General features: G+C 37.5%; 13 protein-coding genes. 3 read left to right on the top strand and 10 right to left on the bottom strand.

Annotated features, from left to right (window positions below):
- Positions 1-4 precede the first annotated feature (4 nt).
- From J3U18_RS11810 to parE, 10 genes are all read right to left on the bottom strand, one after another.
- Positions 5-1,651, bottom strand: a complete 1,647-nt coding sequence (locus J3U18_RS11810; RefSeq protein ID WP_267354235.1) for a family 43 glycosylhydrolase — start codon at positions 1,649-1,651, stop codon at positions 5-7.
- A gap of 359 nt (positions 1,652-2,010) precedes the next feature.
- On the bottom strand, positions 2,011-3,468 hold the full coding sequence (gene xylB, locus J3U18_RS11805; RefSeq protein WP_267354234.1) for a xylulokinase: 1,458 nt from the start codon (positions 3,466-3,468) through the stop codon (positions 2,011-2,013).
- 70 nt (positions 3,469-3,538) lie between these two features.
- On the bottom strand, positions 3,539-4,858 hold the full coding sequence (gene xylA / locus J3U18_RS11800) for a xylose isomerase (protein ID WP_267354233.1): 1,320 nt from the start codon (positions 4,856-4,858) through the stop codon (positions 3,539-3,541).
- A gap of 39 nt (positions 4,859-4,897) precedes the next feature.
- Entirely contained in the window at positions 4,898-6,340 is a 1,443-nt protein-coding gene (xylE, locus tag J3U18_RS11795; RefSeq protein ID WP_065562797.1) for a D-xylose transporter XylE, read from the bottom strand.
- Positions 6,341-6,782: 442 nt separating this feature from the next.
- Entirely contained in the window at positions 6,783-8,093 is a 1,311-nt protein-coding gene (locus J3U18_RS11790; protein WP_065562798.1) for an NCS2 family permease, read from the bottom strand.
- Between the two features lie 276 nt (positions 8,094-8,369).
- Positions 8,370-9,944: a TerC family protein gene (locus J3U18_RS11785; protein ID WP_065562799.1), complete on the bottom strand. Its 1,575-nt coding sequence runs from the start codon at positions 9,942-9,944 to the stop codon at positions 8,370-8,372.
- Positions 9,945-10,087: 143 nt separating this feature from the next.
- Positions 10,088-11,533, bottom strand: a complete 1,446-nt coding sequence (locus J3U18_RS11780; protein ID WP_220226220.1) for a TrkH family potassium uptake protein — start codon at positions 11,531-11,533, stop codon at positions 10,088-10,090.
- A gap of 14 nt (positions 11,534-11,547) precedes the next feature.
- Positions 11,548-12,387, bottom strand: coding sequence for a co-chaperone DjlA (gene djlA, locus J3U18_RS11775; protein ID WP_065562800.1), 840 nt, complete (start codon positions 12,385-12,387; stop codon positions 11,548-11,550).
- 1 nt (position 12,388) lies between these two features.
- Positions 12,389-14,617, bottom strand: a complete 2,229-nt coding sequence (gene parC, locus J3U18_RS11770; RefSeq protein WP_267354232.1) for a DNA topoisomerase IV subunit A — start codon at positions 14,615-14,617, stop codon at positions 12,389-12,391.
- Positions 14,618-14,644: 27 nt separating this feature from the next.
- Positions 14,645-16,534 (bottom strand): DNA topoisomerase IV subunit B, encoded by a 1,890-nt coding sequence (gene parE / locus J3U18_RS11765; RefSeq protein ID WP_267332438.1) that lies wholly within the window; start codon positions 16,532-16,534, stop codon positions 14,645-14,647.
- 223 nt (positions 16,535-16,757) lie between these two features.
- Between parE and J3U18_RS11760 the strand changes: the two genes are divergently transcribed.
- The 3 genes from J3U18_RS11760 to J3U18_RS11750 are packed head-to-tail and all read left to right on the top strand — an operon-like array spanning position 16,758 to position 20,685.
- The gene (locus tag J3U18_RS11760; protein ID WP_267354231.1) at positions 16,758-19,208 is read left to right on the top strand and encodes a DMSO/selenate family reductase complex A subunit; all 2,451 of its coding nucleotides are present in this window, start codon (positions 16,758-16,760) and stop codon (positions 19,206-19,208) included.
- A gap of 21 nt (positions 19,209-19,229) precedes the next feature.
- On the top strand, positions 19,230-19,844 hold the full coding sequence (locus tag J3U18_RS11755) for a DMSO/selenate family reductase complex B subunit (protein ID WP_416380421.1): 615 nt from the start codon (positions 19,230-19,232) through the stop codon (positions 19,842-19,844).
- 1 nt (position 19,845) lies between these two features.
- A complete protein-coding gene (locus tag J3U18_RS11750) occupies positions 19,846-20,685 on the top strand; it encodes a dimethyl sulfoxide reductase anchor subunit family protein (protein ID WP_267354227.1) in 840 nt (279 codons plus the stop codon).
- Positions 20,686-20,715 lie beyond the last annotated feature (30 nt).

The raw sequence follows: 20,715 nt of genomic DNA, 5'->3' as shown, positions 1-20,715 counted from the left end.
AATGTTAACCATTGTTGATCACGTAGTAATAATCAAAATCGGCATAAGATTGATGTTGGTAGCTATCGACAGCTGCAATAAAATTAAATAAGCCGGTAAATCCACCTATTTCCCCCGGTTCGCCATTGACGCCTTCATCCGATAAGTAAAGGACATCAATCGTTTGCATAATTGGCATCCATGCTTCATCGAGTCGGTAAAGTAGTGCAACCTTGCCGTGTTGGTAGGATAATTTTAGTTCCACAACTCCGTTTGGGATGGCAATACGGTGATTGACATATTCGATTCTGGTACCCAGTTTTGCTTGTAGTGTGGTTAAAATCGGGGTCTTCAGTTGTTCACTATAGGTTAAATGTAAATAGAGCCAATTATTTGAGTCATAATAAAGACCAACACCAGCGGTTTGTGAGTAGTGTTCCGGGTGGAATTCAACTTTAGTTTGAATGTAATAATCATACGAAGTAGCCCGAGTTGCCATAATCGACGGCTTTACTTGAGAAAATAGCGAGTTTTGTCCATAAATTCTCAAATGACTGTGGCGTTCATGAGTGTTCACCCATTGAGGGGATTGATGTTGATAAGGTGTCATAAAGGACAATTGATAGCCATGCTCGAACTCTTCAATCACGTCATGGCTTATTTCGTCCTCAAGTGGTAAGGCAGAATCAAATTCCATTTTGGCTAAATTAGAGCCGTCTGCCATGATAAGCCAACCATCCTCAGTCCAATGCATTTTTTGGATTGAGGTTTCTCGACCAAGTGGATTGAGTAGTGTGTCTTTTATTGGTCTAGACATCAGATGGGCAATATACCAATCGCCGTTTTGGCTCTGAACAAGTGAGCCGTGTCCAGCTTTTTGCATTAGTGAATTAGGATTGTACATTTCAAAATGGCCGGCATCAGGATCGCCCAATGAAAATAGATGATTAGGTGAGGAAGTGACAATAGGCTCTCCGGACGGGTGGGGCTGATAAGGACCATAAATATCTTTAGCTCGACCGATTTCAATACCGTGCGCATAACCAGTACCACCGGCGGCTATTATCAAATAATAGTTATCAAGCCTTTTATAAATCTGCGGCGCTTCAGCGCAACCTCGAGTTGTAAAACCTTGCGTTAGACGATGCCACGGGCTGGCGAGTTTTCCTTCAGCAAGATCGACTTCAGCAATGACAATATGTCCCGGAGCTTGATAACCTTGTCGGGTTTCCCACTCTAAAATAGTTAAATAATGTTTACCGTCATCATCATGAAACAGCGCCGGATCGAAACCGATAGAGGTAAGATAAATTGGCGCTGACCAAGGCCCTTTAATATTCTCAGCGCAAATTGCATAAGTGTCAGCATTAAACTCTCGCCCGGCCATGTTTATCATATGCGAGTATATTAGCCAAAATTTTTTATTTATCGAATCATAAGACAAATGCGGCGCCCATACACCGGCGGGGGTATTTGTTCCGGATAAATTGACTTCACCATTTTTAAATACATAATCAATTAGTTGCCAATTAGCGAGGTCTTTTGATTGAAAAATTTGAATGATTGGATTCCAATGAAAAGTGGATGTGGCAATATAGTAAGTATCGTTAACACGAATGATTGACGGGTCAGGAGACATGCCCGGTATTACCGGATTTTTTATTTTAGGCATTTTTATTTTCTCTTAATGTTAGATTATTGATAAAAATACTTATCAAAAAAATAAGTTTTAAGGTTGTTTTGCCCAATATAATTTATCTATGCCGATAATGTTATTATCAAATTTGGTTTCAAATTTATGAAATCTTATTAATGAGATATGTGTCACACTCTGAGTAATAAAATTTACCTATTCAATTAACATAATTAGAAAAAAATAGGGTTAACTTAGCAAGTAATATATTGGTTAATAAGCGTTATTTTTAGTTTGGTAAAGATAAATAGTGATAAATTGTTCAATATCTTTAAGAAGGTAAAAAAGGCAGGATAACAGGTGCAGAACACCCTAACAGGGTATTCTGCAAGTCATAATTATGACATCAATGGTTTAAGTTGCTGATAAATATCTCTAAAAATAGTGCGTTGTTGCTGATAATATTGGTAGAGATTGCTATCGGGCTGATGCGTTTGAACAATTGTCAATGGCGCAAGTAGTTCGCTTATCCCCGTATTGGGATGACAAGCGATTTGTGCAAGTTTTGCTGCCCCTAATGCTGGCCCCACTTCGCTACCTTCACAATATTCAATGCAATAACCAGAAACGTCACTCAGCAATTGTCGCCAATAACGGCTGCGGGCTCCGCCACCAATTACCAAAATTTTATCGGGTGTGACGCCAGTTTGATGAACTGCATCTATGCCGTCAGCAAGGGCATAGCTAACGCCCAGTAATACCGCTTTTGCCAGATCGACTTTGTTGTGTTGATAAGTTAAGCCAAAAAATACACCTTTAGCTTCAGGATTATTGTGAGGTGTTCTTTCGCCGGATAAATAAGGTAAAAAATAGACCGAAGGTTTGTCATCGATCGGTTGCGCCTCAATTAGAGTTAGTAAGGTTGGGACATCTTCAATGTCCAGTAACTGACACGCCCAATCGAGGCAAGAAGCACAGCTCAACATTACCGACATTAGGTGCCAGCGGTTTGGTAAGGCATGGCAAAAACTGTGAATGGCTTGCTCGGGGTTGCTAATAAACTGATCGGTCACGGCAAAATAGACGCCGGAGGTACCCAGTGAGAGCATCGCTTGTCCCGATTGATGTAAACCCACCCCAACCGCACCGGCTGCATTATCACCACCGCCAGCAATCACCGCAATCTGATTAATGCCCCAACGTTTAGCGATTTCATCGGTCACATAACCGGTGATCTGATTGCCTTCAAATAGCGTTGGCATATGGTGTCGTGTTAAGCCGCAGGCTTTTAGTAGTTCATCATTCCAATCACGCTTTCTTACATCAAGCCACATTGTCCCGGCTGAATCGGACATATCTGAAGCAAATTGATTGGTTATTTTAAAACGCAAATAATCTTTGGGGAGCAATACTTTATCGATCTGAGCAAAGATTTCCGGTTCATGCTGTTGTACCCATTTAATTTTAGGAGCGGTAAAACCAGCCATCATTAGATTGCCAGTAATTTGACGGGAAGTGGGTACCTGTTGTTCTAGTTGGTGGCATTGAACATCACAGCGCCCGTCATTCCAAAGTATTGCTGGTCTTAATACTTGTGATTGTTGATTGAGTAATACCGCACCATGCATTTGGCCACTTAAACCTATGGCTTTTACCGATTGTAAATTATGTTGCTTACTAAGCTCACACATTGCTGTATCGGTTGCTTGCCACCATTGCTCCGGATCTTGCTCTGACCATAATGGATATGGGCGGGACACGGTGAGTGGTTTGGTTAATGTTGTGATAATATGTTGTTTTTCATTCATTAAAATCACTTTGACACCCGAAGTGCCTAAATCAATACCAATATACATACTCTTCTCCATTTCACAGCTTACTATCAGGGTAAACTATACCCTGATTAGTTTGCTTCGAACAATTAACTTAGCCAAAAATTAACTGATTAACTCGATTTTCTAACTTCTCTTGCTCACCACTGCAAGGTTTTGGTTGCAGATTATTGGCTAAACTATACTGGGCAATATCTTGCAGCGTCATTTTGCCGTGAAGGATTTGTTGACCTAATTCTTCGTCCCAAGCGGCATATCGTTGTGTAACTTTTTGCTCAAGAACGTTATCTTCAATTAGTTTGGCTGCGCACTTCAATGATAATGCCATGGTATCGATTGCGCCAATATGCCCGTAAAATACATCATATTTATCAATACTTTGACGGCGAATTTTGGCATCAAAGTTAAGTCCACCGGTTTTAAAACCACCACTTTTGAGAATTTCGTACATGACAAGGCTATTTTCTTCTACACTATTTGGAAATTGATCGGTATCCCAACCTAGTTGCGGATCGCCTCGGTTTGCATCAAGTGAGCCAAAGATATCAAGTGCGATAGCTGAGGCAACTTCATGTTGGAATGAGTGGCCGGCTAGTGTTGCATGGTTAGCTTCGATATTAACTTTAATTTCTTTTTCTAAGCCAAATTGTTTTAAAAAGCCATAAATAGTTGCGACATCATAATCATATTGATGTTTGGTTGGCTCTTGCGGTTTTGGTTCAATAAGTAAAGCGCCTTTAAAACCGATTTTATATTTGTTTTCAACCACCAATTGCATAAACTTGCCAAGCTGCTCACGCTCTTTTTTGAGATCAGTATTTAACAGTGTTTCGTATCCTTCACGTCCGCCCCAAAGGACATAATTTTGCCCACCTAATTTATGTGTTGCATTCATTGCATGGACAACTTGTGTGGCAGCACAGGCAAATACTTGCGGATCTGGATTCGTGGCGGCACCTGCAGCATATTTAGGATTGGTAAAGCAGTTGGCTGTGCCCCAAAGTAAGTTAACGCCTGTTTGTTGTTGTTTTTCCAACAAAATATCGCTCATTACTGCTAAATTATTGATGTATTCTTTGATTGAATTGCCTTCCGGTGCTACATCGACATCATGAAAAGCATAAAAAGGCACGTTCATTTTATAGAAAAACTCAAAGGCAACATCAGCTTTCGCTTTTGCATTAGCTAAAGGATCTGAGCCTGTTTGCCAAGGATATTGAAATGAGCTTGACCCAAACATATCTGTTCCTGCCCAACAAAAAGTGTGCCAATAACAGATCGATAAGCGTAGATGTTCCGCCATGGTTTTACCCAAAATGATTTGGCTAGGATTATAGTGCCTGAATGCAAAAGGGTTGTCAGTTTGAGTGCCTTCGTAGTTGATGCGTTCTATTTTGTCATAATATTGTTTCATAATATTCTCCTAAATTTGGTTATGAAATTAATGTTGTAATTATTTGTTCCAGAACTGTTCAAGTTCTTCTAAAGATTTTCCTTTCGTTTCAGGTAACCATTTCCATATGAAAATTGCAGCCACTACACTGATAACTCCATATAACCAATAGGCAAATCCATTGTTAAAATGTGAGACAAGGTAGGTGTTTTTATCCATAATAGGAAAGGTCCAGGATACCAAGTAATTTGTAATCCATTGTGCTGCAACAGCGATAGAAAGTGCTTTACTTCGAATGGAGTTAGGGAATATTTCAGATAGTAATACCCAACATACAGGCCCCCATGAGATAGCAAAAGAAGCGATGTAAAACAGCATAGAAGTAAGCGCAATAATTGCTGGTAGTTGTAGAAAGAAAGTTGTTCCTAATGTGATCATGCCAATCGCCATGCCTATAGCACCGATGATCTGTAATGGTTTTCGCCCTAATTTATCAACAGTGAATATTGCAATAGTGGTAAACGAAAGGTTAATAACACCAACAATAATAGTTTGTAATAATGCTGAATCGGTACTTGCTCCTAAGTTTTTAAATACTTCTGGTGCATAGTAAAGTACAACATTAATGCCCATTAATTGTTGGAATGCTGATAATAAAATTCCGATAACAATAACACCAATTCCATATTTTAAAAGTGGACTACTCTTTTTAGTCGAATTAGAAGATAATGAACTAATTATGCTATTAAGAGCTTCTTCAGTTCTTTGACTTCCCAATATACGGGATAGTATATTTTGAGCTTTACTTATTTTATTTTGTGCTGTTAACCAGCGAGGGCTTTCCGGGACGGTAAATAATAAGCCAAAGAAAAGTAAGGCTGGAATAGCTAGTGATAAGAACATATATCGCCAGCCGACAATATTTAACCAATCTTGATCACCTGAACTTGCTATAGCATAATTGACACAATAGACTAGAAGCTGTCCAAAAATAATAGCAAATTGGTTAAAGGAGACGAGTTTACCTCTAATTTCAGCTGGGGCCACTTCGGCAATGTACATCGGAGATAACATAGAAGCTAAACCAACGCCGATACCACCAACGATGCGATAAAAAACAAATTCAGGAACATATCCTGCTAAATAGTAAGGAATTTCTTGAGATTCTACTGAACGAAATCCTAATTCAGGCCAAGCAGATCCAATTGCTGCGATAAAAAATAAAAATGCGGCAATTAATAATGAATTGCGACGACCAAAACGGTTACTTAAATATCCTCCCATTAAACCGCCGATGATACAACCAATTAAAGCACTTGCCACACAAAAGCCTAATAAAGAGTTGGCTGCAGTTTCACTTAGATGTTGAGGTTCAACAAAGACTTTTGAAATAGACCCGACTGTTCCTGAAATAACTGCTGTATCATAACCAAATAATAAACCACCTAAAGTTGCAACTAGAGTGATTCTGAAAACGTATAATGAATTGTAATGCGTACTCATATTTCATTCCTGCTTATCAAGTTAGGTTTAGATAAAAATAATCTAAACTTCTCATTCAATATGCATGAATTATTTAGCTAACAACAATTATTAAATTTCGTAAGCATTTTATGTTTTTTTATTTTTGTGAAGTAGATCAAACTCCATTTAATAAACTACTTGTATAAATTTTATTATTTAAAATATTTTTTAATTAATTGATTTTTAATGAAAATAAGTTTTTGGCCTTATCACTGAAAGTGAATTCTCAGGTGATCGATTTTATTGCTGATAGTTATTATAAGATAAGCAGTAAGGCTTATTTTACTTTATTAGATGATGGCAATTGAGAGATGATCAACAAAATTAGAAAGTTATTTGTTGCTTGATTAGTGGTGAATTTTAACTCAATTTCTTGGATTATTTCTATCGCTTTTCAGCGATAGAAATTTGATGATCAAAATTAATGATGATCGATAAAGATAAATTTTAATGCAAATAGAAGGGCAAAAATAATGACGCAAAGATTTAATTCTTTAAATTTACCAGTTAATGTTTTTAACACAACGTAAGAGATAAAACCAAGTGCTACACCTTCGGTAATAGCAAAAGCGAAAGGCATCATTAATGCGGTAATAAATGCTGGTGTTGCATCAGTTAAATCAGACCAATTAACTTTCATTAAACTTGAAACCATTAAGATTCCTACAAATATTAAAGCACCAGATGTCGCATAAGGTGGAACTAAATGGGCTAAAGGCGATAAAAAGGTCATTAATAAAAATAATAATCCAACTACAACTGCAGTTAAACCTGTACGCCCACCAACTGAAATACCAGCAGAACTTTCAATATAAGTTAGTACTGATGAAGTTCCAAATAAACCACCAAGTGAAGAACTAAAACTATCGATTAATAAAGCTTGACGCATTTTAGGGAAACGCCCTTTTTCGTCAGAAATTCCTGCTTTGTCGGTTAAAGCTAAAATTGTACCGGAAGAATCAAATAGGCTTACAATCATAACTGAAAAAATAACACCCATAATACCCACATTAAGTGAACCAGCTAGATCGACATGACCAACAACACTGCTAACACTTGGTGGAACTGATGCAATTCCTTGATAACTAATATTAGGATCAAGCCAAAGTGCAAGTAAGGTAACAACAAGAATTGAAACTAGTACAGCCGCATGGAAATTACGAGTTGCTAGAATTATTATAATAAAAAATCCTAGTGAACCTAATAATACTTTAAGTGATAAGATATTGCCTAAGGTTAGTAATGTTTCTGGTGATGCGACCACAATTCCCATATTTTGAAATCCCATAAAAGCAATAAATAGTCCAATACCAGCACTTATACCTGCTCGCAAACATTGCGGAATATGTTCAATTAACCAATGGCGAACTTTAAATAATGATAATGCAAAAAAGATTAATGAGCCCCAAAATATTGCCCCCATACCCACTTGCCAAGAATAGCCCATAGCACCGCATATTCCATAGGCAAAGAAAACATTGAGTCCCATAGCTGGAGCTAAAGCAATCGGTAGATTGGCAAACAGCCCCATTAAAATAGTAGCAAAAGCTGTTACGACGCACGTTAGAACAAAAACTGCTGATTTGTCCATGCCAGTTACAGATAAGATAGAAGGGTTAACAAAGATAATATAAACCATGGTTAGAAAAGTTGTACAGCCTGCTATAACCTCTGTACTGATTGTGGTTTTCTTCTCTTTCAGTTGAAAAATTTTTTCGAATAGTGAATTCATAAGTTAAAGCCCAATTTAGTTTGATAGTAATCGATATAACCTTTATTTTTACCTAATTTATTTTGCAGTAAAAATAAAAAAGATACAAAGTTATCACTTCATATCTCAAAAAACGAAAAAACACAGCGCTATTATTGCCTGTAATTTATTTTGGTCAAGCGTTATTCATATTAAGAATATCGTTTAGTAATTGATAGATAATTTTTATAACTTACCTCTAAAATAGTTGTTTAGCTCATCTGAGATGAGCTAAACAATGGGTAGAATATCACTAACCTAGTTCTTTAATATATCTAATTTATTCTTAGTGATTTTCACTTTTAAAATACGGTGACTTTCAATTTCGGCAACTTCAAATAAATAATCGCCAATTTGTATTGTTTCACCGACATTAAGTAAATGTTGGGCTTTTTCCATCAACAATCCAGCAAGAGTATGGTATTCTCGCTTATCATCTATTGGTATAGGAACATACCTTACTAATTCTTCTACAGGGATGTAACCATTAGCAATCCAACTGTTATCATCAATACATTGAATATCGTGTTTGGCATCAATTTCCTCTTCTTCAGTTGGGAAATCACCAGCAATGGTTTCAATAATGTCAGTAACAGACACAACTCCTTGCATTGAACCAAATTCATCAACCACAAACGCAAAATGGGTTTTCGCTTTTTTGAATTGTTCCAGTGCGACAAGTAAAGATACCGTTTCAGGGAAAATTAATGGTTGCTTTATTAAAGAGTTAATATCAATATGCTGTTTATCTTGTAAAACATCTTTCAATAGATCATTAACTTGAATAATGCCTAATGGTTCATCAATTGAAGCATTATCCGTTACGACTAAACGTGAATGAGGATTATCAAATATTTCTTTTAATATCACCTCACGATCATCATTTATATTGACCATATCAACATTTAATCGAGAGGTCATGATGCTACTAACTGAACGTTGAGCCAATCCTAACACTCGCTCGACCATGTTTAATTCTTGATGATTAAATACTGATGTTTTCTTATTATTATCAGAAACAACATCAATATTGTGAGTTTCGGGATCTTCTTCTGCATCGCCTTTGAGTAAATGTAAAATCGCTTCAGCGGTGCGTTCACGTAATGGTTTTTTGTTTAATGCTTTTCGGCGATTGAATATAGCTAATTGATTAAAAAACTCAATCATAATTGAGAAACCAATAGCTGCATATAGGTAGCCTTTTGGAATAATAAACCCAAAACCTTCGGCAACCAAACTAAAACCAATCATAAGTAAAAAACTTAAACATAAAATAACAATCGTTGGATGGGAGTTAACAAAATAGGCCAATGGTTTACTTGCTACCATCATGATACAAATAGCAATACAAACAGCAATAATCATTACTGGAATATGTTCAACCATACCCACTGCAGTAATTACTGAGTCGAGTGAAAATACGGCATCAAGTACAACGATTTGAGCGACAACAGTCCAAAAATGTGAAGTCTTTTTGGGTTTACCATCTTCATGTGAAGCGCCTTCTAAGCGTTCATTGAGTTCCATTGTGGCTTTGAAAAGCAAAAATATACCACCAAGCAACATTATCAATTGCCTAGCATTGAAACTGATTCCGGATATAGAAAATAGAGGGGTAGTGAGTGTAACTAACCAACCAGTAAACATTAATAACAATATTCGTGTAATTAATGCAAAAGCAAGACCAGTAATGCGTGCTTTATCTCGTTCTTGTGGCGGAAGTTTCTCGGCAAGAATGGCAATAAAAACAATGTTATCAATGCCAAGGACGATTTCAAGTACAACTAGAGTGGATAAACCAATCCAAATTGTAGGATCCATGATCCATTCCATATGTCAGGTGATTACCTCTAATGAACACAGCACATGCTGCTTAGTAATTCTGTCTGCAATTGACTAAATAATCAATAAAATATTTATATTTTTAGCCATTTTTCTAAAAAATCCAGGTTTAATACTAAATTGTTAAGTGAAAATTAGCTTCGCCAGAAGGTTGGTGTAAATAAAACCAATAAGGTAAATATTTCAAGTCGTCCAAATAACATGTCCACAACCATTACCCATTTAACCATATCACTTACATGCGCAAAATTATCACTCACACTGCCAAGACCAACCCCCAAATTGTTCAATGATGAGGCAACAATATAAAATGAGTCAGTTGCATCAATTCCAGACGCCATAATGATAAATAGACTAATTAAAAAAACTAATGCATAGGCAGAAAAGAATCCCCATACTGCCTCAATAATTCGTTCCGGTACAACTCGATTATTCAATTTTAAGGTATATATTGCGTTCGGGTGTATAAGACGTTTTAATTCACGTGAACCTTGCATAAATAATAGTAGAACGCGAACAACTTTTAACCCTCCTCCAGTAGAACCAGCACAGCCCCCAATAAATGAAGCACATAATAAAAAGATTGGTAATGAGGATGGCCAAGTATTAATATCATCGACGGTAAAACCGACAGTTGCAGAAACCGACACGACTTGTAACACAATTTTATCAATACCAAGATTTCGTTGTGGTTGATAAAAATAGATAACAAAGGCACAAATAACAATTAAAATAAGAAGGATAAAGATAAACGTTCTGAACTCTTGATCGCGCCAATAAACTTTAAGTGAAATACCATTTAATGCGGCAAAATGGAGTGCAAAATTACAACCAGATAAAATTAGGAAAATAGTAACAATATAGTTAATTGCTGGACTATTAAAATAAGCTAAATTGCTGTCATGAGTTGAGAATCCTCCCATCGATATCGTCGAAAAACTATGCGAAATAGCATCGAAGATATTCATTCCAGCAAACCACAAACTTATTGCGCATAACGAGGTAAGCAAAATATAAATAGACCACAATGTTTTTGCCGTTTCAGCAATGCGGGGACGCATTTTACTATCTTTTTGAGGACCTGGGATTTCAGCTCGATAGAGCTGCATTCCACCAACACCTAATAATGGTAAAATAGCAACTGCAAGTACGATAATTCCCATTCCCCCAAGCCATTGTAGCAATTGACGATAAAATAAAAGGGCCTTAGGTAAATGATCTAAATTAACAATAGTTGTAGCGCCTGTTGTTGTTAACCCAGAAAAAGATTCAAAAAAAGCAGTGGTTAAATTAAGATTGATATGATTATCAAAAAGAAATGGAAATGCACCAATAGTACCTAAAACTACCCAGAATAATACAACAATGAAAAAACCTTCCCTAGTACTCAACTCATGACGCTGATTTCGATTAGGGAACCACAACAATACTCCTAAAATTAATGCAGCGAAGAAAGAACGGACAAAAATTGCGCCAGCACCATCACGGTATATTAATGCGACTAGTGCCGGTATTAACATAAATATCGACAATAATGATATTAATAAACCGATAATTCTTATAATTGAGCGCCAATGCATCATAGTAATAATCTCTATTTGAATCCACGAGATGCTTTTATAAGATCGTAAGCAGCTTGAATTTCTTGTGCTCGCTTTTTGGTTGCCTCTAACATCTCTTTTGGTAAGCCTTTTGATGCTAATTTATCTGGATGATGTTCATTCATTAACCTGCGATAAGCTTTTTTGATTTCAGGAATATCAGCAGATGAATCTATCCCTAAAATTCTATAAGCATTTTGCAAATCTGATTGGTGAGAACTGTTTTGATAATTGCCATAATTATTGCTTTGTTGATATTGACTATTTTGTTGATTATTATAATATTCTTGACGGAAATGAAAGCTTCCCATCATCATCTGAATATATATAACCATTTGTTGGCGAGGAATATGGAATTCTTCAGCAACAATAAACAAAATTTGTGACTCTTTTTCATCTAAATTACCATCAACTAAAGCCGCTTGAATTAATTGTTCACAAAATATATTTAAAACATTTCTTCTAAAACGATATTGAAAGTAGAGTTCTCGTAAACGCGATCGAAGTGGGTAATCACTTGCTTTACCACGATTAAATGACTCTTGGGCTAATTGGCGACCGGCTGCATCAAGTTGTAGCCGATCCATAAATTGCCGAGCAAGATTAATATCATCTTGGGTAACAACACCTTTAGCTTTACTCAGATGCCCCAATACTTCAAAAGCAACAATTAAGTACAAAGTTGGGTTTGATTGTGTCCTTTTTTCATTTAATCTATTGCCAAATGCTTGATACAACATTGGACCTATTAATAGACCAAGTATAAATCCCCATCCGGATTTGAAAACTGAGCTCAGTATTAACCCGAAAATAATGGACCAGATAAAAGACATATTATTCGTTTACCTCAATTCGATCGATTTTTTGTAATCCACGCGGTAGTGATGTTCCTTTACGAGCACGCTCTGCTCTAAATTTTTGTAAATCAGTAGAAGAAAGCGTAAGTTTGCGTTTACCAACATACAACGTCAGTGAGGTTTCAGGCGTTATCAGCATCATATAAGCTAGGCTATCATCGCTGGCAGATAATGAGATAATTTTATTTCCTTTACCTTTAGATAACTCTGGTAAATCTTTCACCGGGAAGATAAGCATTCTACCCGCTTGACTAATTGATAAAAGTAAGCTTTCCTCTGATACTATCTCAATCGGTGCAAGTACATTTGAATTATTAGATAAATTAATTACTGCTTTACCGTTACGATTACGCGCAATTAAATCGCTAAATTGACAAATAAAACCGTATCCGGCACTAGAAGCAAGTAAGAATTTTTGTTCTTCATCGTTTGACATTAAAACATGTTCAATATTTGCACCTGCTGGTAATGCTAATTTACCGGTAATTGGCTCGCCTTGTCCTCGAGCTGATGGTAAAGTATTTGGCTCAATAGCATAACTTCGCCCAGTTGAATCGATAAAGACAACTGGCTGGTTACTTTTACCTTTTGCAGCAGCTTTAAAGCTATCGCCTGCTTTATAACTTAATCCGACGGGGTCAATGTCATGACCTTTAGCCGCTCTTACCCATCCCATTTCAGATAATACAATTGTGACGGGTTCAGAAGGTGTTAATTCTTGTTCAGTGATCGCTTTAGCTTCACTTCGCTCAACGATTGGCGAACGGCGTTCATCGCCATACTTTTCAGCGTCTTCTTGCAATTCTTTTTTGATTAAATTACTGAGTTTTCTTGGTGAAGCAAGTAGAGCTTGTAGTTGATCCCGTTCTTTAGCAAGATCAGCTTGTTCGCCTTTAATACGCATCTCTTCCAATTTAGCTAAATGACGAAGTTTTAACTCTAAAATAGCTTCTGCTTGTATTTCACTTAAGGCAAATCGCTTAATTAATTCTTCTTTTGGTTCATCTTCATGACGAATTATTTCAATAACTTCATCAATATTTAGAAACGCAATTAATAAGCCATCTAAAATATGTAATCTTTTTAGGATTTTATCTAAACGATAATTTAATCGACGTGTTACCGTCAAACGTCGATATTCTAACCATTCAGTTAATATTTCAACTAATCCTTTAACTGATGGACGATTATCAAGTCCAATCATATTCATATTGACGCGATAGCTTTTTTCAAGATCCGTGGTAGCAAATAGATGATTCATAACTTGCTCTAAATCCACTCTATTAGATCTTGGGACAATTACTAAACGGGTTGGATTTTCATGGTCTGACTCATCGCGTAAATCTTCAATTAATGGTAATTTTTTCGCCCGCATTTGCGAAGCAATTTGCTCTAAGATTTTAGCACCTGAAACTTGATGAGGAAGATCAGTAATAACAATATCACCCTCTTCTTTTTTCCAAACTGCACGCATGCGGATTGATCCTCGTCCAGTTTGATAAATTTTAGCAATATCTTCTGGCGCAGTAATAATCTCGGCTTCTGTTGGAAAGTCAGGGCCTTGTATGTGAGCCATCACTTCACTAAGTGTTGCTTTTGGGTTATCTGCTAACATAATAGCAGCATTTGCTACTTCACGAATATTATGTGGTGGAATATCAGTTGCCATACCAACAGCAATGCCGGTTGTACCATTCAATAAAATATTGGGTAATCTAGCTGGCAACATTTTAGGTTCTTGTAAGGTACCATCGAAATTTGGCGTATAGTCAACAGTGCCTTGCCCTAATTCGCCTAATAATAATTCTGCATATTTTGATAGACGAGATTCGGTATAACGCATAGCCGCAAATGATTTAGGATCATCTGGAGCTCCCCAGTTTCCTTGACCATCTACTAATGGGTAACGGTAAGAGAATGGTTGTGCCATTAACACCATTGCTTCATAACAGGCACTATCGCCATGAGGATGGTATTTACCTAACACGTCACCTACAGTACGAGCTGATTTTTTAAATTTAGCCTGAGCATTAAGCCCTAATTCTGACATGGCATAAACAATACGGCGTTGCACAGGTTTTAAACCATCACCAATAAATGGCAGTGCACGATCCATAATGACATACATTGAGTAGTTTAAATATGCGCTCTCTGTAAAAGTACGTAGCGACTGAACTTCTACTCCGTCATGAGTTATCTCACTCATTATTGTTCCTCTAAATTATTCTGTATATTAGACATCAAGTTCAACTTGGTCACCTTTTTCTTGTAACCATTCTCGGCGATCTTCTGCTCGTTTCTTAGCCAGCAGCATATCCATTAATGCCATGGTTTCCTCTGCATTATCTAGTGATAACTGAACTAATCTACGAGTATTAGGATCCATCGTTGTTTCACGGAGTTGTAATGGATTCATTTCGCCTAAACCTTTAAAACGTTGTACATTCGGTTTACCCTTTTTACGTTTAAGCTGATCTAAAATCCCTTCTTTTTCTTCTTCATCAAGGGCATAATGCACTTCTTTACCTAAATCAATACGATAAAGCGGAGGCATAGCAACAAAGATATGCCCATGTTCAACCATCGCCCGAAAATGACGAACAAATAACGCACAAAGCAAAGTGGCAATATGTAATCCATCTGAGTCTGCATCAGCTAAAATACAGATTTTACCGTAGCGCAATTGACTTAAATCATCACTATCAGGGTCAATACCTATGGCAACCGAGATATCGTGGATTTCTTGTGAGCCTAATACCTCGTCTGATGATACTTCCCAAGTATTTAAAATTTTACCTTTTAATGGCATTATGGCTTGATATTCTCTATCTCGTGCCTGTTTGGCTGAACCACCTGCAGAATCACCTTCTACCAAAAATAGTTCAGTACGACTTAAATCCTGTGAAGAACAATCGGCCAATTTACCAGGTAAAGCAGGACCACTTGTGAGCTTTTTACGAATAACTTTTTTAGATGCTCGTAGGCGTTTTTGCGCACTTGAAATGACCATTTCAGCCAATAATTCTGCAATTTGCACATTTTGATTTAACCAAAGACTGAATGCATCTTTAACAATTGCCGAAACGAATGCAGCGCTTTGTCTTGATGAAAGACGTTCTTTGGTTTGACCAGCAAATTGAGGTTCCTGCATTTTTACGGATAACACATATGCGCAGCGTTCCCAAATATCATCGGCGGTCAGCTTTAGGCCTCGAGGAAGTAAATTACGGAACTCGCAAAATTCGCGCATAGCATCAAGTAAACCTTGACGTAAACCATTAACATGAGTACCACCTTGTACAGTTGGAATCAAGTTAACGTAACTTTCAGTTAAAAGTTCTCCACCTTCTGGTAACCAGAGTAAAGCCCATTCGACTGCTTCTGTTTCGCCGGTATGACTACCAGTAAATGGCTCTTCAGGTAATAGTGTGTAACCACTAACAGATTCCATTAAATAATCTTTTAGACCGTCCTGATAACACCAGCGTTGTTCAGTATTGTTAATTTTATCTTTGAAAATGATTTCTAACCCTGGGCAGAGTACCGCTTTTGCTTTAAGTAAATGAGTTAAGCGGGGTACAGAAAATCGTGGTGAATCAAAATACTTTTCATCAGGCCAAAAACGTACTTTTGTACCGGTATTTCGACGACCACATGTACCTATTACATGTAAATCCTCAACTTTATCACCATTTTCAAAAGCGATTTGATAAATTTGCCCATCACGATTTACAGTAACTTCTACACGCTTTGATAATGCATTAACAACGGAGATACCAACACCATGCAAACCGCCTGAAAATTGATAATTTTTGTTGGAAAACTTACCTCCAGCATGTAAACGGCAAAGTAAAAGTTCAATAGCTGGTACACCTTCATCAGGATGAATATCAACCGGCATACCTCGCCCGTCATCAATAACCTCAAGTGAATTATCTTCATAGAGTGTAACTTTAACTTGGCGGGCATGTCCTGCAATAGCTTCATCTACACTATTATCAATAACCTCTTGTCCCAAATGATTTGGGCGAGCAGTATCAGTATACATGCCTGGTCGATGGCGGACAGGATCGAGTCCTTTTAGGACTTCAATATCAACAGCATTATAAGTGGATTGTGACATAAGTTTTCTATTTATTCGAATAAATGGGCATATTATACCAATCTTTCTTTAAGATGCATGAAATTAAATTGATAATGAAAATCAAATTAAATTTTTAATTGATAATAATTCTTATTTTATTAATTTATTTTAAGTTAATTTCGATTTTAGCCTTTTTTCTGTTTTATAATCTTATCTATAGTATTATGATAAATACATCCCAAATAAAAAATAAGGGAATAGGATGAGCAAGTCAGAAAACAAAATAACTCGGCGTGATTTTTTGCAAAAATCACTAGCAATTGGTGGTGTGGCAGCACTAGCAAATAATTTGCAATTACCTTTTGCTTATGCAACATCTGAAACAAATCACGATAAAGCATTGATACCTAATCCCACTAATGATGAAAAGATTTTCTACAGCGCCTGTTTAGTGAATTGCGGTAGTCGCTGCCCACTAAAAGTCCATGTTAAAAACGATATTATTACTAAAATCTCATCCGAAGACGGTATTAATGATCCTATCTTCGGTCAACATCAAATTCGCCCATGTTTGCGGGGGCGAGCAGTACGCTGGCGAACTTACGATCCGGAGCGTTTAAAATACCCTATGGTGCGAATAGGTAAGCGTGGTGAAGGTAAATTTAAACGTATTAGCTGGGATGAAGCAATAACTTTATTGGCAGATAAACTTAAATACACCATTAATCGTTATGGCAATGAAGCTATTTATTGTCAATATGGAACAGGTACCACCGGCGCAAATATCGCCGGACGCAGTGCTTGTAGACGGTTTTTAAGTACTATCGGTGGTTATCTAAATTATCATGGCGATTACTCAAGTGGACAGATAACTGCTATTAAGCCTTATATTTATGGCAATGCTAAAGAGTCGCTCATTGATCAAATTAAACATTCAGATTTGGTTGTTATGTTTGGACATAATGTTGCTGAAACGCGAATGTCAGGCGGTGGGCAAGTAACGGAACTGTTTCATGCTTTAGCGCAAAGTAAAGCCAGAGTGATTATTATCGATCCTAGGCGTAGCGAAAGTGTGGTTGGCTATAATGCCGAGTGGATCCCGATTATTCCCGGTACCGATGCGGCGTTAGTTGCTGCAATTGGCTATGCTTTACTGGAAGAAGATAAAATTGATGAGGCAATGCTTAATCAATATTGTGTGGGTTGGAATGCTGACTCATTGCCGGATAGCGCACCCCCTTTTAGTGATTATAAATCTTATATTTTAGGTTTAGGTGATGATAGAACACCGAAAACGCCGGAGTGGGCAGCAAAAAAAACCGGTATCCCCGCTAAACAAATTCGTAAACTTGCCTTGGATATTGTTAACGCTAAAGCAGCATGGATTTCGCAAGGCTGGGGAGCACAACGTTGGCAAAATGGTGAGCATACTACAAGAGCAATTATGATATTGCCTATTATCACTGGTCAATTTGGTAAACCGGGCACCAATATTGGTACTTGGGGCGGAAGCGTGACTTATCCGGTTCCGGGTCTGAATTTATTAAATCCGATTAAAACCAGTATTCCATTTTTTTTATGGACTAAAGCAATCGAATCACCGCAAAGCATGACCGCAAAAAATGCTTATATACTTGGTAAAGATAAATTGGATGTCGGTATCAAGTTTATCTGGAGTTACGCCAGTAATGTAATTGGTAATCAGCATGCCGATCTTAATCGAACGCACCAAATTTTACAAAATGAATCTCAATGCGAATTTATCTTAGTGTGGGATACTCATATGACCGCATCAGCACGGTATGCCGATCTGTTACTACCGGATGTGTCATCTGTGGAAAGTAACGATTTAATTAATAATTCTTATGCATCCGGTGCTTACCATTATGTTATTCGTATGCAACGGGCTATTAAGCCGCTTTGGGAAAATCGATCGTCTTATGATGTGTTAACTGAGTTATCAGAAAAAATGGGCGTTAAAGATAAATTTACTGAAGGGCGAACGCAAGATGAGTGGATAGCGTATAGCTATGAAAGAATGCGCAAGCAAAATCCTGATTTACCGCCTTTTGCTGACACTGACGGTAAGGGTATTGTCGATCGTAAGTTAGCGGATAGCGATGCGCAAATTGCCTTAAAAGCATTCCGGGATGATCCGATTAATCAGCCATTAAATACCCCGTCTGGCAAAATTGAAATTTATTCAGAAGCGCTGGCAAAAATAGCGGGTGAATGGGAGATTGAGCCGGACGATAAACTCTACCCAATTCCTGCTTATTTGCCTGCTATTGAAGGGAGCGAAGATCAACAAAAACGCGATAAATATCCGCTGCAAATGATTGGATTTCATATTAAAGGGCATTGTCACTCCTCTTATAGTAATCTTCCCCAACTACGAGAAGCTGTTGCCAGTAGCGTTTGGATTAACCCAATTGATGCTGAACAAAGACAAATTAAGCATGGGCAATTAGTTGAAGTATTTAATGATCGTGGTCGGCTTTATATTCCGGCTAAAGTAACGCCTCGTATATTACCGGGCGTGATCGCTATACCTCAAGGGCTATGGGCAAAAACTAATGCTGCTGGCGTGGATATTGGTGGTTGTATTAATCGTTTAACCTCATTGCGCCCGTCAGTGTTAGCGAAGTCAAATTCGCAGCATACTAATTTGGTTGAAATCAAACCATTATCAACTATGCCAGCGGCATCATAATTAAAAAGGGAGATGATTAAAATGCAATATGGATTCTTTATTGATTCTTCCAAATGTACCGGGTGTAAAACCTGTCAATTGAGCTGTAAAGACGAAAAAGATAATGCGCTGGGCGTGCATTTTCGCCGAGTTTATGAGTATGGTGGTGGATCGTGGCAACAAGTGGACGGGATTTGGCAAAATGATACTTTTACTTATTATTTGTCAATCTCATGTAATCATTGTGAGCAACCAACTTGCGTGCAAGGTTGTCCAACTGGTGCGATGCATAAACGCCAACAAGACGGCTTAGTGGTTGTCAATCAAGATGTGTGTATTGGTTGCCGCTATTGTGAAATGCGCTGTCCATATGGTGCGCCACAGTTTGATCAACAAAAGCGGGTTATGTCAAAATGCGATGGTTGTTATGAGCGTGTAGCCGAAGGCTTAAAGCCTGTGTGCGTCGAATCTTGTCCGCAACGTGCTTTAGATTTTGACGAGATAGGGAAATTACGTGAGCGTCATGGTGATGAACGTAATATTGCCCCTTTGCCTAATGCAGAGTTGACTAAACCGAATATTGTTATCAAACCACATGCTTTGGCTAGAAGCTCAGGCGATACACAAGGAAAAGTGCTCAATCCGGAGGAGGTATAATATGCATGAATTACCATTGGTTTTTTTTACGGTATTTGGGCAATTATCTGCCGGAATGGTGCTGTTAAGCAGCTTATCTTGCTTAATGAATTGTTCACAAGCTAATCCCATTATTCGTCAAAAAATTAATCTGTTAGCGATGGTTTTTATGGCTGTTGGTATGCTGCTTGCCTCATTCCATTTAGGTCATCCTTTGCGGGCGTTAAATGTGATCTATGGGATTGGACGTTCGCCGATGAGTAATGAGATTTTCACTTTTGGTGTGGTATTTGGCGTTACATTCGCCTCAGTATTAATCCACTACTTTTCTCTCAATCCGGATAGCCAAAAACTGAAATTGATTAAACCGCTTTGTTTAAAGATTAATCGCCTTCCCTATATCAACCAGCTGATAGCCATCATCTTAATCCTATTGAGTTTAATTTTTGTGTGGACGATTGTTTTAACTTACATGCTACCAACAGTGAAAACATGGGATACCACCTATACCGCAATTCAAATGTATACAGCGATGCTGGCGTTGGGGGGAATTGCTAGTGCAATGCTTGGGTTATATCTTTTAGGCAACGCAGCTTTTCTCATTGGTAGTATATTGATTATATTATTAAAAATTCCCTATTATAATTTAATGACGACCATAAGCCCGGAGCTGGCTTGTGCGCAAGCAAGTTGGATGATTGCTGAGTGCATTTTAATCATAGTGGCACTACTATTGGTTGCTTTTAATATTTACCGTTCCAAACATAATGCAATAATTTGTCTTACTGCTTTTACTTGTGTGTTTATTGCTGAAGTTTGTGGTCGTATTGCCTTTTATAATTTATGGATGATACCGCTATAATATAACAATATAACTGACCGACAACAAGTA

The organism is Gilliamella sp. B3482 (assembly GCF_026536805.1).
Taxonomy (GTDB): domain Bacteria; phylum Pseudomonadota; class Gammaproteobacteria; order Enterobacterales; family Orbaceae; genus Gilliamella; species Gilliamella apicola_E.
The sequence above is the reverse complement of the archived record's forward strand: the minus strand, read 5'-3'. Positions and strand labels throughout refer to the sequence as shown.

Bases quoted from the DNA above. Each gene is read 5' to 3' on its own strand.
- J3U18_RS11810 (WP_267354235.1), bottom strand. From the start codon at position 1,651: ATGCCTAAAATAAAAAATCCGGTAATACCGGGCATGTCTCCTGACCCG.
- xylB (WP_267354234.1), bottom strand. From the start codon at position 3,468: ATGTATATTGGTATTGATTTAGGCACTTCGGGTGTCAAAGTGATTTTA.
- xylA (WP_267354233.1), bottom strand. From the start codon at position 4,858: ATGAAACAATATTATGACAAAATAGAACGCATCAACTACGAAGGCACT.
- xylE (WP_065562797.1), bottom strand. From the start codon at position 6,340: ATGAGTACGCATTACAATTCATTATACGTTTTCAGAATCACTCTAGTT.
- J3U18_RS11790 (WP_065562798.1), bottom strand. From the start codon at position 8,093: ATGAATTCACTATTCGAAAAAATTTTTCAACTGAAAGAGAAGAAAACC.
- J3U18_RS11785 (WP_065562799.1), bottom strand. From the start codon at position 9,944: ATGGAATGGATCATGGATCCTACAATTTGGATTGGTTTATCCACTCTA.
- J3U18_RS11780 (WP_220226220.1), bottom strand. From the start codon at position 11,533: ATGCATTGGCGCTCAATTATAAGAATTATCGGTTTATTAATATCATTA.
- djlA (WP_065562800.1), bottom strand. From the start codon at position 12,387: ATGTCTTTTATCTGGTCCATTATTTTCGGGTTAATACTGAGCTCAGTT.
- parC (WP_267354232.1), bottom strand. From the start codon at position 14,617: ATGAGTGAGATAACTCATGACGGAGTAGAAGTTCAGTCGCTACGTACT.
- parE (WP_267332438.1), bottom strand. From the start codon at position 16,534: ATGTCACAATCCACTTATAATGCTGTTGATATTGAAGTCCTAAAAGGA.
- J3U18_RS11760 (WP_267354231.1), top strand. From the start codon at position 16,758: ATGAGCAAGTCAGAAAACAAAATAACTCGGCGTGATTTTTTGCAAAAA.
- J3U18_RS11755 (WP_416380421.1), top strand. From the start codon at position 19,230: ATGCAATATGGATTCTTTATTGATTCTTCCAAATGTACCGGGTGTAAA.
- J3U18_RS11750 (WP_267354227.1), top strand. From the start codon at position 19,846: ATGCATGAATTACCATTGGTTTTTTTTACGGTATTTGGGCAATTATCT.